Annotated in this window: 13 protein-coding genes and 2 pseudogenes; 11 read left to right on the plus strand and 4 right to left on the minus strand. The window is 26.0% G+C overall.

The features are described 5' to 3' along the window. The first annotated feature begins 196 nt into the window (after positions 1 to 196). From B3603_RS17900 to B3603_RS17910, 3 genes are all read left to right on the plus strand, one after another. Positions 197 to 2,545, plus strand: coding sequence for an ATP-dependent DNA helicase (locus B3603_RS17900; RefSeq protein ID WP_291567446.1), 2,349 nt, complete (start codon positions 197 to 199; stop codon positions 2,543 to 2,545). Positions 2,546 to 2,816: 271 nt separating this feature from the next. Beyond that, positions 2,817 to 3,584 carry a MerR family transcriptional regulator gene (locus B3603_RS17905; protein WP_291567448.1) on the plus strand — a complete coding sequence of 256 codons (768 nt, stop codon included), beginning with the start codon at positions 2,817 to 2,819 and terminating at the stop codon, positions 3,582 to 3,584. A 2-nt stretch (positions 3,585 to 3,586) separates the two neighbouring features. Beyond that, positions 3,587 to 4,195, plus strand: a complete 609-nt coding sequence (locus B3603_RS17910) for a GNAT family N-acetyltransferase (RefSeq protein ID WP_291567450.1) — start codon at positions 3,587 to 3,589, stop codon at positions 4,193 to 4,195. Positions 4,196 to 4,451: 256 nt separating this feature from the next. On the opposite strand, the gene B3603_RS17915 is transcribed toward B3603_RS17910, so the two are convergent. Continuing rightward, a complete protein-coding gene (locus tag B3603_RS17915) occupies positions 4,452 to 4,610 on the minus strand; it encodes a hypothetical protein (RefSeq protein WP_291567452.1) in 159 nt (52 codons plus the stop codon). A 187-nt stretch (positions 4,611 to 4,797) separates the two neighbouring features. Beyond that, the gene (locus B3603_RS17920) at positions 4,798 to 5,043 is read right to left on the minus strand and encodes an AbrB/MazE/SpoVT family DNA-binding domain-containing protein (protein WP_291567454.1); all 246 of its coding nucleotides are present in this window, start codon (positions 5,041 to 5,043) and stop codon (positions 4,798 to 4,800) included. A gap of 253 nt (positions 5,044 to 5,296) precedes the next feature. Here B3603_RS17920 and B3603_RS17925 point away from each other — a divergent pair, with 253 nt between their 5' ends. Beyond that, the gene (locus B3603_RS17925; RefSeq protein ID WP_291567456.1) at positions 5,297 to 6,028 is read left to right on the plus strand and encodes a class I SAM-dependent methyltransferase; all 732 of its coding nucleotides are present in this window, start codon (positions 5,297 to 5,299) and stop codon (positions 6,026 to 6,028) included. Between the two features lie 100 nt (positions 6,029 to 6,128). Here the strand turns inward: B3603_RS17925 and B3603_RS17930 are convergent, their stop codons facing one another. Next, positions 6,129 to 6,620 carry a YajQ family cyclic di-GMP-binding protein gene (locus B3603_RS17930; protein ID WP_291567458.1) on the minus strand — a complete coding sequence of 164 codons (492 nt, stop codon included), beginning with the start codon at positions 6,618 to 6,620 and terminating at the stop codon, positions 6,129 to 6,131. 253 nt (positions 6,621 to 6,873) lie between these two features. On the opposite strand from B3603_RS17930, the gene B3603_RS17935 reads away from it, so the two are divergent. From B3603_RS17935 to B3603_RS17945, 3 genes are all read left to right on the plus strand, one after another. Continuing rightward, positions 6,874 to 7,317, plus strand: coding sequence for a hypothetical protein (locus B3603_RS17935; RefSeq protein WP_291567459.1), 444 nt, complete (start codon positions 6,874 to 6,876; stop codon positions 7,315 to 7,317). Positions 7,318 to 7,743: 426 nt separating this feature from the next. Then, positions 7,744 to 8,613, plus strand: a complete 870-nt coding sequence (locus B3603_RS17940; protein ID WP_291567461.1) for an SDR family oxidoreductase — start codon at positions 7,744 to 7,746, stop codon at positions 8,611 to 8,613. Positions 8,614 to 8,634: 21 nt separating this feature from the next. Then, positions 8,635 to 9,561, plus strand: coding sequence for an alpha/beta fold hydrolase (locus B3603_RS17945; protein WP_291567463.1), 927 nt, complete (start codon positions 8,635 to 8,637; stop codon positions 9,559 to 9,561). A 149-nt stretch (positions 9,562 to 9,710) separates the two neighbouring features. Here B3603_RS17945 and uvsE read toward each other — a convergent pair whose 3' ends face one another. Beyond that, on the minus strand, positions 9,711 to 10,670 hold the full coding sequence (gene uvsE / locus B3603_RS17950; protein ID WP_291567465.1) for a UV DNA damage repair endonuclease UvsE: 960 nt from the start codon (positions 10,668 to 10,670) through the stop codon (positions 9,711 to 9,713). A 115-nt stretch (positions 10,671 to 10,785) separates the two neighbouring features. Between uvsE and B3603_RS17955 the strand changes: the two genes are divergently transcribed. The 4 genes and pseudogenes from B3603_RS17955 to B3603_RS17970 form a co-directional block, all read left to right on the plus strand. Further along, positions 10,786 to 11,400 (plus strand): protein kinase, encoded by a 615-nt coding sequence (locus B3603_RS17955; RefSeq protein WP_291567467.1) that lies wholly within the window; start codon positions 10,786 to 10,788, stop codon positions 11,398 to 11,400. A 115-nt stretch (positions 11,401 to 11,515) separates the two neighbouring features. Then, positions 11,516 to 11,965: a peptide-methionine (R)-S-oxide reductase MsrB gene (gene msrB / locus B3603_RS17960; protein WP_291567469.1), complete on the plus strand. Its 450-nt coding sequence runs from the start codon at positions 11,516 to 11,518 to the stop codon at positions 11,963 to 11,965. A 149-nt stretch (positions 11,966 to 12,114) separates the two neighbouring features. Next, positions 12,115 to 12,519: pseudogene (gene tnpA / locus B3603_RS17965) on the plus strand (IS200/IS605 family transposase). A gap of 870 nt (positions 12,520 to 13,389) precedes the next feature. Continuing rightward, positions 13,390 to 13,735 (plus strand): annotated as a pseudogene (locus B3603_RS17970) (RNA-guided endonuclease TnpB family protein); the annotation flags it as partial.

Consider the following 13,735-nt stretch of genomic DNA (forward strand, 5'->3'; position numbering starts at 1 on the left):
TCCCCATATATATTTAGAATTAAATTTGCCATGATTAATAAAAAGAAAGGTTAATAGTAAAATATGTTATAATATTTAAAACTATAATAAATTGATTTTATTACTTTATTTTAGAGAAAAGATCATTATTTATTCTCTTTATTTTTATAAAAATCATATAGTAAAATTTATTAACTAATTATAACGAGGTATAGAAATGAATAAACAAGCTAGAATTTCCGTTAGAAATTTAGTGGAATTCATATACAGATATGGAGATTTAACTAATGAGTATATAAGCCATGGAAGGGCATTAGAAGGTACAAAAATCCATCAGAAAATCCAACAACAATTAAATAAAAAATATGAAGATAATGACAATACAAAATTTGAAAAAGAGGTATCCATAAAAGAAACTTTTAAAATTAAAGATTTTGATTTAACTTTAGAAGGAAGGATAGATGGATTAATAATTTCCCAGAAAATTACAAATGTACTGGAAATAAAAAGTACTAAACGGCAGTTATCTGATATTACTAATGAAAACTTAATTCATAGTGCACAAGCTAAACTTTATGGATATATGTACGTATTTACTAATAACCTTGAGACTATCAATATAACAGTTATGTATGTTAATACAGAAAGTTATGATATTAAAGAATTTATTACAAATTATAGTTTTGATGAACTTGAAGAATTTTTTTATGAGACTGTAAATAAATATTATCAATGGTTATTATTAAACCATAATTGGATTACGGAAAGAAATAGTTCTATTGATAGTTTACAATTTCCATTTAATGAATATAGACCTAATCAAAGAGAGCTTGCAGTAACAGTTTATAAAACTATTAAACAGAAAAAAAACTTATACTTAGAAGCACCTACTGGAATAGGAAAGACCATATCAACAATATTTCCTTCTATTAAAATATTAGGTGAAGATTTAGGAAATAAAATATTTTACTTAACTGCAAAAGGCAGCACAAAACTTATAGGTGAAAAAACTATTAATTTACTTAAGGAAAAGGGATTGAAATTAAAGACACTAACAATTACTGCGAAAGAAAAAGTATGCTTTAAAGATAATTGCATCTGTAATAGCGATTTTTGTGAATATGCTAAAGGGCACTTTGATAGAGTTAATGATTGTATCTTTGAAATAATAAATAATGAAACTTATATAAATAAAGAAATTATAACGAAATATAGTAAAGAATATAAAGTTTGTCCTTTTGAAACCTCTTTAGATTTAATATCCTATTGTGATTTTATTATATGCGATTATAATTACGTTTTCGATATGCAAGTTTCATTAAAAACTTATTTTAATGAAAGCAAAAATAATAATATATTCTTAGTAGATGAGGCACACAATTTAGTTGATAGAGCAAGAGAAATGTACTCAGCTACTATAGATAAAGATGAAATATTGGAGTTTAAAAAAATTTTTAAGAACTTAGATAGTACAATATATAAATCTCTAGATAAAATTAATAAATTTATGATAGAAATAAGGAAATACAGTGAAGAAGACAATTATTATATATTAGAAGAAAAACCCAATGACTTTATTAATCATATTAGAGTTTTAATAAATAGTTGTGAATTTTACTTATCTAATAATAAGAATTCTTATAGAGATGAATTGTTAGATTTATATTTTAAATTATTAGCTTTTTACAGAATTAGTGAAGTCTTTGATGAGAATTATATTTGTTATGGTGAAAAGTTAGGAAATAATTTAGTCATAAAGCTATTTTGCATAAATCCTTGTAATTTAATTAAAGATGTCATTGGGAAATCTATATCTACTATTTTCTTTTCTGCAACATTCTCACCTATGAATTATTATAAGGAAATGTTAGGTTCTAGTGAAGGAGATTATAATTTAACTTTACCGTCACCTTTTAATCTAGAAAACAGAGAAATAATAGTTGCAGATAAAATCTCAACCAAATATCAGTATAGGAAGTATAGCTATGATTCTATAGTTAAATATATCTATAGCTTAATATCATCTAAATCTGGTAATTATATAATATTTTTTCCGTCCTATAGTTATATGGAAGAAATATATAATAGATTTATTAAAAAATATAATTGTTTCAATATTAAACTTCAGAATTATGGCATGACAGAAATGGATAGGGAGAGCTTTTTAAGAAATTTTGATGAGAATAATGTTATTGGATTTTGTGTTTTAGGTGGAGTTTTTTCAGAAGGTATAGACCTAAAAGGAGATAAACTTATTGGAACGGCAATAATAGGTGTAGGATTACCTCAAATTTGTTTAGAAAGAGATTTAATAAATAAGCATTTTAATAATAAAAATAAGAATGGATTTCATTATGCCTATACTTTCCCAGGAATGAATAAAGTAATTCAAGCAGTAGGAAGAGTAATTAGAACAGATGATGATAGGGGAATAATATTATTAATAGATGATAGATTTAATACGTCACTATATAAAAATCTTTTTCCAAAGTACTGGTTTCCATATAAAAGTGTAAAAAATCAAAATGAAATAAAGGAAATTTCTCACAACTTTTTTCAGAAATAGTCACATATCTAAAAATTGAATATAGAATTAGATTCCAATCATAATATTATACAAATGGTCATGACAACGTAGTATGATGACATACTACGTTGTTCTTTTTTATGCTTAAAATAAATATATATAAGATTTTTATTCATTATCTTTAAGTATAAATATTCCTACATATTAATTATTTCTTCATGATTAGAAAAAGTGTTACTATGATTTCTATTGACCTTAGCATTGACCTAAGGTATATAATAAATTTACTACACAAGAAAGGATCATAATCATGGAAAATTATCTAAAAATTAGCGAATTAGCTAAGCTAATGAAAGTATCTGTTCACCAACTTCGATATTTTGAAAAAAAAGGGGTATTTTCACCTGCTTATATTGACAATAACGGTTACAGAATGTATGGAATCAATGAAATATACCAGCTTTCACAAATACTACTCTTAAGAAGTTTACAAATACCCGTTCAGAAAATTTATGAAGCAAATAATGATTATACTCCAAAACAATTTGAATTACTTTTAGAAGAATCATTACAAAAAATACAGAAACAAATAGAACAGCTAACTCTTGTAAAAGAGAAAACCCAGCAAATATTAGCTAATCAGCAGAATTTAAAGGATAATATGAATAACTTTCAGATTCAATATTTTCCTAAACGCTATCTTCGCAAAAGAGATATATTAGGTGAATCAGAAGATATAGATTTGAATAAATTGAAAAGAAAATCTAAGGAATTTTCTTCATTCTTTAACAGTGATTTAATTTATTTATATGACGAGAAAAAATTAGCTGTATACATTGAAAGTGAAAATAAAGAAATTATAAATTTAGGAGAAGGAGAATATTTATGTAGGAATTTTCTTGTATATGAAAAAAGAGATATAAAAAAAGCTTTAGATCACTTAGAGTGTTATATTAAGAATTCTGCTTTTACTCATCATAATCCTGTAATTCTAATTGAGAAATCCTACTCATCTATCTTTCATGCAAAGGCTCTTGTTTATGAAATACAAATAAAAGTTCAGTTAAAGGATGTGTAAACATGAATTATATGGAGGTAAAATACTGTAATATTTATCAAGATGAGAAGATTAAATCTTTAGTTATAAATGCTTTTCAATCAAAATTTACTTCACTTGTTAATCTTGATGAAATTAACTATCTCTCTCTGATAAATCATTTTTGGGAGATTCAGTACGATTCACATAATGCAAAACAAGTAGTAATTAAAGATAACCATAACATTTGTGCTACCATGTTAATAAAGAAAAAATCAAATAAAAAAGAAAAAGGGTTAAAGTTTGATTATATATCTTTATCTAAACAGTATGGACATAGAAATGTGATTAAACTTATTACTGGACTGTTAGTCTTAAATCATTCTGTAAAAAAAGGGGAATGGTATATTGATCATATTGCAGTAGATAAAAATTATCGTGGAAAGGGCATAGGAAAAGTGCTTATAAATTGGGCACAAGATTTTATTGAACAAGGAGACAAATTAACTTTATTTGTTTCTACTAAAAATAAGAATGCCATTCATCTTTATACAAAAGAAGGATTCCAAGTTAAAAATAAAAAAATTAGTTTCTGGAAATGGATACTTTTTCGCGAACCATGTTGGTATTTTATGGAGTGGAGAAAGCGTTAAATGAATAAAATAAAAATATTAATTTACAGTTTATTGGATATCTTATTGGCTTTAGGAATTATTTTCTTTTGGCAAAATAGCTACAATATGATGGGAAAGCAAATTATAATAAAACTTCAAAAGAGCATTTATCATTTACTTTGATTATGTCTAAAAAACAAAATGAAAAAAATGAAGAAATGGAGTTAATTATTTTTCTTCATGGAGATGGGGTTATAAATGAAAAAGAAGAGTGAGTTTCACCCTTCTTTTTATATTAACAACAGCAATGGTCACGACGTCTTCTACAGTCAAAGTCATCATCAAAGTCAAACAATAAAATTAGTATAATTATCCACCACCACCATATGCCGAAGAATGGACAGCAACAAAATAGTAGTAATAGTATTATTATTATTAACGAACAGTCTCTCATTGTATACCCCCCTGTGTTACATATATTGTATAGGATAGTATATATTATGTATTATTCATATAATTCGTTACTAATTTTTATTTATCCTGAAAATTAAAACAAGGATTACCTAAAAATAGGCAACCCTCATTTTATATTAAAACCCAATTAATGGGTTGAAATACTTTTTCTAATTGTAAAGATAATATTATTTTTCCTTACTTAATTCTTCAAGACATTCATTACATATATTTTTTCCTTTGTAATTTGTAATGTCTCTAGCATTTCCGCAGAAAATACAAGCTGGTTCATATTTTTTTAAGATAATTTGATCTTTATCTACATATATTTCTAATGCATCTTTAATCTCAATATCTAAAGTTCTTCTCAATTCTATAGGTATTACTATTCTACCTAATTCATCTACTCTTCTAACTATACCTGTTGACTTCATTTTTCTCCTCCTATTAGCATATAAAAATTTTATAAATATTTAAAAATACTTTTTAAAAATACTTATAGTACATATTATCAATATTGGTAAACATATGTGTTATTATTTACGCAAATTTTTGTAAAAATATTTGATAATATGTTTGTAAATATTATATTATTAAATTATCCAATTAAAATAAAAATATACATAATGTACAAGTAAAAAATATAAAAATACTGTTATTATTGTAATAAAAAGGAGAGTGGCTAAAATGTCATTTTATGGAGAGCTAAGTAAAGTATATGAATATGTATTTCCATTAAATAAAAATACCTTAAAATTTATTAGTGAAGACCTGAAAGAAGGCAATAGAATATTAGATTTAGCTTGTGGCTCAGGAGATTATTCCATTGCACTTTCTAAAATGGGATTTAACGTAGATGGAATAGATTTAGAGAAAAATATGATTGAAAAAGCTATTTGTAAAAATATCAACGAAGAAAATAAAGTTGATTTTGTAAGTGGGGATATGACTAAAATAAATGAAATATTTAAAGAGAATAAATATAATTCTATATTTTGTGTAGGAAATTCTATAGTACATTTAGAGGATAAAGACAAAATATTTAGATTAATAAAGGATATTTACTCAATGTTAGAAAACCATGGAGAATTAATTATTCAAATTGTTAATTATGATAGAATAGTTAAATTTGGAATTACAGAATTACCTACAATACAAAATTCTGAAGTTCCTTTAAAATTTATTAGACATTATATACATAGACCAGAAAATAATAAAGTAGACTTTAACACTAAATTAGTTTTAAAAGGTGGCAAAGAAATTTATGAGAATTCTGTACCACTTTTAATACTTAAAAGTGATGAGTTACTGTCAATGCTTTCGGATGTAGGTTTCACAGATATAGAATTATACGGTAGCTTTTTAAAAGAAGAATTTACAATTAACTCTTTTGCACTAGTAGTTAGAGCTAAAAAGTAATAATTTAGATACACAAATAATTTTAAAAATCTATAATATAAGAAAAATAATTCTCCACCTTATTAATTAGTGGAGAATTATTTTTAAAAATATAATTTTCTTATCTATAATTAGTAAATTGAAGATCTATTCCAAAATCCTTTGATTTAACTAATTGAATAGCTGCTTGTAGATCATCCTTATCTTTTCCTGTAATTCTTAATTGGTTATCCATAATTTGAGTTTGTACCTTAATTTTACTTGCCTTTATTTCTGCTACTATTTTTTTAGCTTTTTCAGTAGAAATTCCTTTTACTATTTTAGCCATTGCTCTTGCACTGCCTAGTGATGCAGTTTCTATTTTACCAAGTTCTAAGGCTTTAGGAGAAACTCCTCTTCTTATAAATTTTCCTTTTAGAACATCAATAACCGCATTTAATTTGTATTCGTCGTCTGATACTATTTTAATTTCATCTTTTCCAAGTTCAATTTGAGTTTTAGTCCCTTTAAAATCATATCTCTGACCAATCTCTTTCAATGTTTGGTTGATAGCATTATCTACCTCTTGCATATTTACTTCAGAAACAATATCAAATGAATAATTACTTGCCATAATAAATCCTCCTATGTATATATACTAAAAGCAAAAATAAAGCTTTTAAAAATATTATATTTCATACTAATAATAGTAAGTTATAATCCTATTATTGTCTAGATTAAAGTTAGATATAACCATAATTGTTATAATTTTTTTACTATAATTAAATTATCAGTCTATAAAGTTAATAAATAGTTGAATTTAAATTATTAATTTGTTACAATAAAATTTGCTTTAAAACTAATTATAGTGAAAAGAAGGTAGTTATATGAATAAAATATGTATCTTTGACGGAAATAAGAATTGTAACAATTGTAATGAATGTGATTTGTGCGAGCTTAATAATAATAAAACCTGTGATAATTGTGGAAAATGTTTGCAATTAGAAGGATATGATGTAAAAGCTATTAAGATTGATGAGGTTTTTGAAGATAAAAAACAAAATACTACATTTAAAAATTATAATGAGAAAATAAATATTGAAGATTTTAGTGATTTTGATTTAGAAGAGGATTCAGAAGATAACTATGATGATTCTTTGGAAGAAGTATCTAGCGAGTATATAGATGCTCTTGATGATGAAAATAACTGGAGCTATTTAGAGGATATTGATAAAATTAAAGAATTTCTAGAGAATGGGGAAGATATAAATTCTTTAGGCTCAGAGGTTTTTCCAGGGCTAATTTCTCTAAAGAATCCTAAAAATAACTAATTAAAGTTTTTATTTCATGTTAATAAAATATAGAGGACTAGTGAAAATTTTAAATATATAAGAGTTTAATGCCTCAAAAATATAGATATCTAATCAACTTAATATTAGATACTTATATTTTTGAGGCTATAATTTTTGTTTGTATTTATTATACTTTTTGTATAAGTACTCTACCTAAGACTATGTTAATTCACTTTAGATATTTACTGAGTAAAATATATATTAAAACTTTATAAAATAATAAAATTAAATTATATATATTTTAAGAAAATGAGACCTATAAAAAAATAATTATATATAATCTTAAAGAAGTAATTATATGTCGTAAATAAATACAATAATTACTGAGAATACGACAATATGCTACATTTTAAAAGAGTATAATGTGAATTAATATGTATTATTTTAGAAAATGAAGGTGGTATTATGGAAAAAATAGCAATCACAGGTTCCAATGGATTTTTTGCGTTAAGATTTATAGATTTTTATAAAGATAAATATGATATTACTCCTTTAAGTCGTAATGAGTTAGATATAAAAAGCTATGAAAAAGCAATTGAAGTAATAAAGAGTATAAAACCAACTTATTTAATTCATACAGCAGCAATATCAGACACGACTTTTTGTGAAAAAAATCCTGAGTTATCCTATGATGTCAATGTTAATGGATCAATAAATATTGCTAAGGCTTGTCGTATGATGGGAATAAAAATGATATATTTAAGTTCAGATCAGGTATATGGTGGAAATGAGAATATAGGTCCTTATGATGAAATTACTTTACCAATTACGAACAATATATATGGCAAACATAAATTAGAGGCGGAAGAGGCAATAAAAGAAATTTTGGAGGATGGGGTTATTTTAAGAATAACTTGGCTTTATAGTTTACCAGAAAGAAACAAGCCATTAAAACCAAATATAATTTGGAATGTGGTGAAAGCAGCGTTAAATAATAAGCCTGTAGAATTTAGGACTAATGAATATAGAGGGATAACATATGTATATGATTTAATAAATGCTTTTGATAAAATTCTTCAATTGCCTGGAGGAGTTTATAATGCAGGTAGTGAAAATAATTTAAACACTTATGAGCTTGGAGAGATTATTCTTAAAGAAATGGGATTAGAGCATAGAATTCATGAATTATTAATTAAGGATACTGAATCATTCAAAAATAAAAATAGAGATTTAAGGATATGTAACAAAAAACTTGAGAAATATGATATTTATTTTGATGAAACTGAAAAATCACTTAGTAAATGTATAAATGATTTCAAATTCCATATTTTTTAAGAAGAAAAACATTAGAGAAATATGGAAACAAGTGCAAATCAATGTTTAAAGAGAAGAGGAGTAACATTGAAACAGTTTTTTATTAATAATGAAGATGTAAAGACAGAGGTTAGTGAATGGGGGAATAAAGAAAACCCTACAATTATTTGTATTCATGGAGTTGGCAGCAGTAGTTTGAGTTTTTTAGAATTAGGAGAATTATTGAAGGATAAATATCATATTTTGTCTATTGATTTACTAGGTCATGGGAAAAGTCCTGTATTTAATAAAGATGAAGACTATGAAATTCCCAATTTAATAAACTGGATTTCAAAAGTAATTAAAATAATTGAGAAGGATAGTTTTTATTTAATAGCACATTCTTGGGGTAGTTGCATTGCTCTTCATTATGCAGCACTTTACCCAGAAAAGGTAAAGAAAGTCCTGTTATTAGATGGTAGTTATCATATAAAACAATTTGAATATGATTATTTTACAAACATGGATAAAAAACAATTAGCTTTCGAACCTAATTGTTCTTTAAATGAAGAAATACAATCATATGAAGCTGATTTTGATGGATATGTATTCTCTAATTGGGATGACTTTTTATATGTAGAGAGAAATAATTATTTAAGATGGTCAGAATTGTTAGAGACAGCGGTAAAAGATTTAATGAAAGAAGAAAATGGGAAAATTAGATTTTGTGCAAGTGGGGATACTGCTAGAGGAGCTATTAAATCTATGTATAATTCCCCTACAAATCTTTTATATGATAAATTAAAACTTCCTATATTATTACTACAAGCTACTCTTCCTAGTTCTTGGGATGAAGTTAGAACTTTAGAGGTAGAAGAATTTAAAAAAGGAACTAATGCTATAGTTAAAAAAATAGAAGGAACAACACACTTACTTCATTGGGATAAACCTGACCTGATAGTAGAAGAAGTACTAAGCTGGATGAAATAATTATTTTCCATTAAAAGATGAAAAAGAATTGAAAAGATAGATAAAATAAAGTATAGGATATAAAATAAAAAAATAGAGATATCCTATATATNNGCCTATATAATATATTAAATTGAATATCTCTATTTTTGAATTTGTTTAAAAGCGTATTAAACTATAAATGTGCTTTCATTAATCCATTTCCAATTTGGTTTTATACTTTTTATGTCTTTTACAAGCTTAAATAACGCTAAGTCTTTACTCTTAGATTCTAGCATAATATCTATATCTCTATTTATATTTCTACAGCTTTCTATAAAATCAATAAATTCTAGAGCTTCTATATAATCTGCATGTTTTCTATCTAACTTACCATCTCGTGGACTTGAGTAATGGAGTTTAGGTGGTAAGTCTTCATTTCTCCATGTATTAAAAACTTCATCCAACATATCATTAATAATTTCTCCATTATTATTACATTTATGATGATGAATATCTAAAGCCATTGGTATATTAAGATTATTACATATTTCTAGTGTCTCTTTAGCAGTAAAAGTCTTATCATCATTTTCCAAGATTACTCTTGAAGTAATGCTGCTAGGATAATTTTTAAAGTTATTTATAAATCTTAAAGAGGCATCTTCTTTTCCACCTTCACCACTACCTATATGAAGAATCATTTTTCCTAAAGGATATTTTAAATCCTCAAAAAAATTTGCATGAAATAATAGATTTCTTTTTGTATTTTCTACTGTTTTTGATCTTATACTATTAATTACATTAAATTCATTAGGATGAGTATCAACCCTTAATTTATTATTGATTATATATTCTCCTAAATAATTAAAATGCTTTTTAAATATTTCTCTATATCTCCAGTGGATTACATCTGGATGAGTGGCTAAAGGCACTAATGAGGAGGTAATTCTATAAAAAAATATTCTATTTGATACATTATATTTTAATATAGTATATAAATCATCTAAATTAGATCTAGTTACGGATATAAGTTTTTCAATTTTTTCATCATCACTTTGCAGTTTATTATAGTATGAAAAAGTTACTTTACTAGATGTAGTTACCTTAGGTAAACTTAAAGCTATGGACACATATCCTAATCTTACTTTCATATTTCACCTCAAAATAATTGTTTTACTTTAGTATTAAGTACCTTATTTTTATTTATTCATTCATTCTATAACATTTAAATTAATGCTAATTGTATAAGAGGTAGCATATAATTATATGGATAGCGATAAATTTGGAGGATATATGGGCAGGCCTTTTACAAATCCAGTTTATTTAAACGAAAAAACAGAAAAAATAATAAGAGAAGCAGAATATTTAGGTAAAGGGAATAATGGAGTAGTTTATTTGCTCCCAGATAATAAAATTATAAAAATATTTAATAGTTCAAAAGTCTGTAAGGATGAATATAATACTTTAATTCGTTCAAAAAAAAGCAAGTATTTTCCGCGGGTATATGAACATGGAAAGCATTATATTATAAGAGACTTTGTAGGTGGTATACGTTTAGATAAATTTTTAAGAAGAAATAATATGAATAGAACATTAGCTGAACATTTAGTTAAATTAATAAAAGATTTCAAAAAACTAGGTTATAAAAGACTGGATATAAGATGTAAAGATTTATATGTTCAGGAAGATTTCTCGGTAAGAGTTATAGATCCTAAAAATCAATTTACTAAAGTAGTACGTTATCCACGACATTTAATGAAAGGAATTCACAAAAGAAATAAGCTAGATGAATTTTTATTTTTTGTAGCAGACATAGACCCAGAGCTCCATAAATATTGGAGTGAAAAAATATATTTGTACATTTGTGAAGAAATTAAATAATAAAGCTACCTATTAATTAGGTGGCTTTTACTATTTTATACAATTAAAATTCAATAATCTATATTAGCATATTTATAAGAAATTAGATAATATTAATTTATAAGGAGGGAGTATTATGACTAATAAATTATATAAAAAACTATCATTAGAAGAGCTAAATAAAAAACTTAGTAAAATTCAATTTCACGTTACTCAAGAAAATGGTACAGAGAAGCCTTTCACTAATGAATTTTGGAATCACAACGAAGAAGGATTATATGTAGATATAGTAAGTGGAGAGCCGCTTTTTTCATCAAAAGATAAATTTAACTCTGAATGTGGATGGCCAAGTTTTTCTAAACCTATAGAGGAAAAAGCTGTTGAAGAAAAGGATGATTTAAGTCATGGGCTTATTAGAACTGAAGTAAGAAGTAACGGAGCAGATTCTCATTTGGGCCATGTGTTTGATGATGGGCCTAAGGAACGTGGAGGACTTAGATATTGTATAAATTCAGCTGCACTTAAATTTATACCAAAGGATAAAATGGATGAGTTAGGTTATAGCAGATATAAAAAATATGTTTAATAAAAATCTACAAAATTTTATCACACAACACAGAATACTCTGTACTTTGGTGCCGATATAAATGTGCCATAAGCTTCTAAGATATGTAGTTAGTCCAAATGTCAATATCCTTAGATATTGGTTGATTTTGGGCAACTACATATGTTTCTCTGCCGTTAGGTGGTGTTTTAAATGCCAGAATCAAATACGGACTAAGGTATGTCTATGCAATCCAATATCACATAGTTTGGTGTGTAAAATATAGACATAAACTTCTCGTTGGAAATGTAGAAAAAGACTTAAAGAATATAATAAATCAACTTGCAAATGATAATGTAATAACTATTGTAGAAATGGAAACCGACAAAGGCCATATACATTTGCTAATAGAGTGTACTCTATAGCACTATATACCTAATATTCTAAAATTATTAAAAGGTGTATCTGCAAGGAGAATGTTTCAGTTGCACTCCGAACTTAAAAATAGACTGTGTAGTGGACATATGTGGAACCCAAGCTACTTCGTAGCAACTGCATCAAAAAATACAGAAGAACAAATAAGAAAATATATTTAAAATCAACAGAAAAAATAAAGGAGGAATTTCTCTAGTGGCAAACTACGTTTTGACACTTCCATTGAAAACGGAAAAGTGGCAAGAAGATATATTAGAAAAAAGATTAAATATTGCTCGTTAAATCTACAATGCATGTCTTGGAGAAATTCTTTCAAGATATAGATTAATGCAAAGACAAAAAGAATATGGTCTTGCAATGAAAATGGAAAAAGGTAAAAAACGTAATGCAATATTCAATAAACTTAGAAAAGACTTTGGTGTAATTAAGTTTGACCTAAACAAGTTTGTAAAACCTATGGGGCAAAAGTTTAAACAAAACTTAGGTTCTCAAATGGTTCAAGAAATCGCAGAACGTTCTTTTAGTACTTTTGAAAAATTAATGTTTGGAGAAGCAAAGAAAGTTAGATTTAAAACTTTCGGAGAGTTCTATTCTGTACGTGAAAAAGGAAATATCACAGGCTTTAGATATTTCGAAGATAGAAATGTAATGGAGTGGCTTGGGCTAACAATGCCAGTAATCATAAAAAGAAATGACGAGTATGCAAATCAATGCTTTTTAGATAAATTAAAGTTTTGTAAACTTGTTAAAAAAGTTATCCGTGGTAAAAATAGATATTTTGTTCAAATGACTTTTGAGGGTGTTCCACCGCAAAAGAAAAACCGTAAGGTTTCTACTAACGAAAATGCTCGTGTAGGTTTAGATATTGGTACTTCTACTCTTGCTATCGCAAGTGAGAAAGAAGTTAAAATCTTAGAACTTGCAGAAGATATAAATATAGATGAAAAACTTAAAAGAGTTCTTCAAAGAAAACTCGATAGACAACGTAGAGCAAATAATCCCAACAAATACAATGAAGATGNNTTGAAACTATGAATTTTAAAGGGCTTCAAAAAAGAGCAAAAGAAACTACTGTAAATGAGAAAACTGGGAAGATTAATTGCAAGAAAAGATTTGGAAAATCTCTTAGTAACAAAGCACCGAGTATGCTTATAGCTCTTATAGATAACAAACTTCAATACTACGGTCTTTCAATTAAGAAAATAGATGCTTACAAAGTTAAAGCAAGTCAATTTGAACACTTTACAGAAACTTATGTTAAAAAGCCATTATCAAAACGTTGGAATAAATTTGAACAAGGGAATATTCAAAGAGATATGTATTCTGCATTTCTAATAATGAATACAAAGGATAACTTAAAAGAAGTAGATATAGATA

Source organism: Clostridium sp. UBA2485, from assembly GCF_002341865.1.
Classification (GTDB): Bacteria; Bacillota; Clostridia; order Clostridiales; family Clostridiaceae; genus Clostridium_J.

Excerpts from the sequence above, each read along its gene's own strand:
- B3603_RS17900 (WP_291567446.1), top strand. The coding sequence starts at position 197 with ATGAATAAACAAGCTAGAATTTCCGTTAGAAATTTAGTGGAATTCATA.
- B3603_RS17905 (WP_291567448.1), top strand. The coding sequence starts at position 2,817 with ATGGAAAATTATCTAAAAATTAGCGAATTAGCTAAGCTAATGAAAGTA.
- B3603_RS17910 (WP_291567450.1), top strand. The coding sequence starts at position 3,587 with ATGAATTATATGGAGGTAAAATACTGTAATATTTATCAAGATGAGAAG.
- B3603_RS17915 (WP_291567452.1), bottom strand. The coding sequence starts at position 4,610 with ATGAGAGACTGTTCGTTAATAATAATAATACTATTACTACTATTTTGT.
- B3603_RS17920 (WP_291567454.1), bottom strand. The coding sequence starts at position 5,043 with ATGAAGTCAACAGGTATAGTTAGAAGAGTAGATGAATTAGGTAGAATA.
- B3603_RS17925 (WP_291567456.1), top strand. The coding sequence starts at position 5,297 with ATGTCATTTTATGGAGAGCTAAGTAAAGTATATGAATATGTATTTCCA.
- B3603_RS17930 (WP_291567458.1), bottom strand. The coding sequence starts at position 6,620 with ATGGCAAGTAATTATTCATTTGATATTGTTTCTGAAGTAAATATGCAA.
- B3603_RS17935 (WP_291567459.1), top strand. The coding sequence starts at position 6,874 with ATGAATAAAATATGTATCTTTGACGGAAATAAGAATTGTAACAATTGT.
- B3603_RS17940 (WP_291567461.1), top strand. The coding sequence starts at position 7,744 with ATGGAAAAAATAGCAATCACAGGTTCCAATGGATTTTTTGCGTTAAGA.
- B3603_RS17945 (WP_291567463.1), top strand. The coding sequence starts at position 8,635 with ATGGAAACAAGTGCAAATCAATGTTTAAAGAGAAGAGGAGTAACATTG.
- uvsE (WP_291567465.1), bottom strand. The coding sequence starts at position 10,670 with ATGAAAGTAAGATTAGGATATGTGTCCATAGCTTTAAGTTTACCTAAG.
- B3603_RS17955 (WP_291567467.1), top strand. The coding sequence starts at position 10,786 with ATGGATAGCGATAAATTTGGAGGATATATGGGCAGGCCTTTTACAAAT.
- msrB (WP_291567469.1), top strand. The coding sequence starts at position 11,516 with ATGACTAATAAATTATATAAAAAACTATCATTAGAAGAGCTAAATAAA.